Source organism: Arthrobacter sp. HMWF013 (assembly GCF_003061105.1).
GTDB lineage: Bacteria > Actinomycetota > Actinomycetes > Actinomycetales > Micrococcaceae > Arthrobacter.
In genome coordinates, this window is record NZ_QAIQ01000544.1 from 1348 (window position 1) to 3107 (window position 1760).

Consider the following 1760-nt stretch of genomic DNA (forward strand, 5'->3'; position numbering starts at 1 on the left):
CCTACTGCATGCCGGCCGAAGGGCTCGAGTGGCTTGCGAAGCAGGCCGTCATGTCCGCCGAGGAGATCGTGCGCATTGTCCGCATCGGTGTTGACTCACTCGGCGTCCGCGAACTTCGCCTCACCGGCGGGGAGCCGCTGGTCCGTGCGGACCTGGTGGACATCATCGCTGCCCTACGCAGCAATCACCCGGACCTGCCGATTTCCATGACAACCAACGGCGTGGGCCTGGACAAAAAAGCTGCCGCCCTCAAAGCCGCGGGCCTGACCCGGATCAACGTCTCCCTGGACTCGCTGCATGAAGAGACCTTCGCCCAGCTGACGCGCCGCCCCTTCCTGGACCGCGTCCTGGCCGGTGTGGACGCCGCCTGGGCCGCCGGGCTGGGCCCGGTCAAGATCAACGCTGTGCTGATGCGCGGTATCAATGACGCCGAGTCGCCGTCCCTGCTCGCCTGGGCGTTGGACCGCGGCTACGAGCTGCGCTTCATCGAACAGATGCCACTGGACGCCGACCACGGCTGGACGCGCCGGAACATGATTACAGCCGCCGAAATCCGGGAACTGCTGTCCCGCGACTTTGTGCTAAGTCCTGATCCGCGCGCCCGCGACGGCGCACCGGCTGAACGCTTTGAAGTACGACGCCGGGTTGACGCTCGACGCCGGGTGGCCGGGTCCGAGGGCCCGCGAGAGCAAGCGGCCGTTGCCGGCCCTGTCTCCGGGGCTGCAGAAGTCTCTGCTGCTGGAGAAGTCTCTGGGACTGAAGAACCCGTGCTGGGGACGGTGGGGATTATCGCGTCCGTCACGGAACCGTTCTGCGCCGACTGCAGGCGGACCCGGATCACCGCTGAGGGCAAGATCATGAGCTGCCTATTCTCCCGGGAAGAATTCGATCTGTTGGGTCTCCTCCGCGAGGGGGCCAGCGACGAAGCGCTGGCCGAACGCTGGCAGGATGCCATGTGGGTCAAACCCAAGGCACACGGCATGGACCACACCGGTCTCGGCGCGGCGGACTTCGTCCAGCCGGACCGCAGCATGAGCGCCATCGGAGGCTGAATTCCTTGAACGTACGTTACTTCGCTGCCGCGCGCGCCGCTGCGGGAGTTGAGGAAGAGGGCTTCGACCTCCCCACCGGGGCGACCGTTGCGGATTTGCTGCAGGCCGTGCTCGCCGTTGACCGTGCCGAGCCTCCCCTGGGCGCCCCTCCCCTGCAGCGCATCCTTTCCCGCAGCAGTTTCCTGCTCAATGAGGTGGCGGTCAGGGACCACACGACTGTGTTAAATCCGGGCGACGTGGTTGACGTGCTGCCGCCGTTCGCCGGAGGCTAGCCGCAGTTTGCCGGTCACTGGCCGCAGTTTGCCAGTCTCTGGGCGCACTACGTTCACGGCTGGCCGCAGTTTGCCGCTCTCTGGCCGCACTACGTTCACGGCTAGCCGCAGTTTGTGAGGGCTGGCGGCAGTTCGTTCACGCTGCGGGGAACGCCCGGACGTTCATTCCCGTGTGCAGGTTCGGACCGCCGGGTTATCCACATAGGCCGTAGTCCACACCTTAATTGTCGGTGCCCGGCGGGATGATGGGGGTATGGACAGCATGACGGCGGATGAGGTGTTGGAGCGCATTATGGCGTCCGCCGCTGGCCGTGCCGTAGTCGCTGGCCCCGTCGTAGCCGCTGTCCCCGTCGTTGCCGCTGACCGTGCCGTTGCCGCTGTCCCCGTCGTTGCCGCTAACCGTGCCGTTGCCGCTGTCCCCGTCGTTGCCGCTAAC

Annotated in this window: 2 protein-coding genes and 1 pseudogene; 2 read left to right on the forward strand and 1 reads right to left on the reverse strand. The window is 66.3% G+C overall.

The features are described 5' to 3' along the window. Positions 1 to 1052: GTP 3',8-cyclase MoaA (moaA, locus tag DBR22_RS18690; RefSeq protein ID WP_258229296.1), on the forward strand; the 1052-nt coding region annotated here is incomplete at its 5' end. Positions 1053 to 1057: 5 nt separating this feature from the next. Continuing rightward, positions 1058 to 1324, forward strand: coding sequence for a MoaD/ThiS family protein (locus DBR22_RS18695; protein WP_108600237.1), 267 nt, complete (start codon positions 1058 to 1060; stop codon positions 1322 to 1324). A 220-nt stretch (positions 1325 to 1544) separates the two neighbouring features. Here the strand turns inward: DBR22_RS18695 and DBR22_RS23970 are convergent. Beyond that, positions 1545 to 1760: pseudogene (locus DBR22_RS23970) on the reverse strand (hypothetical protein); the annotation flags it as partial.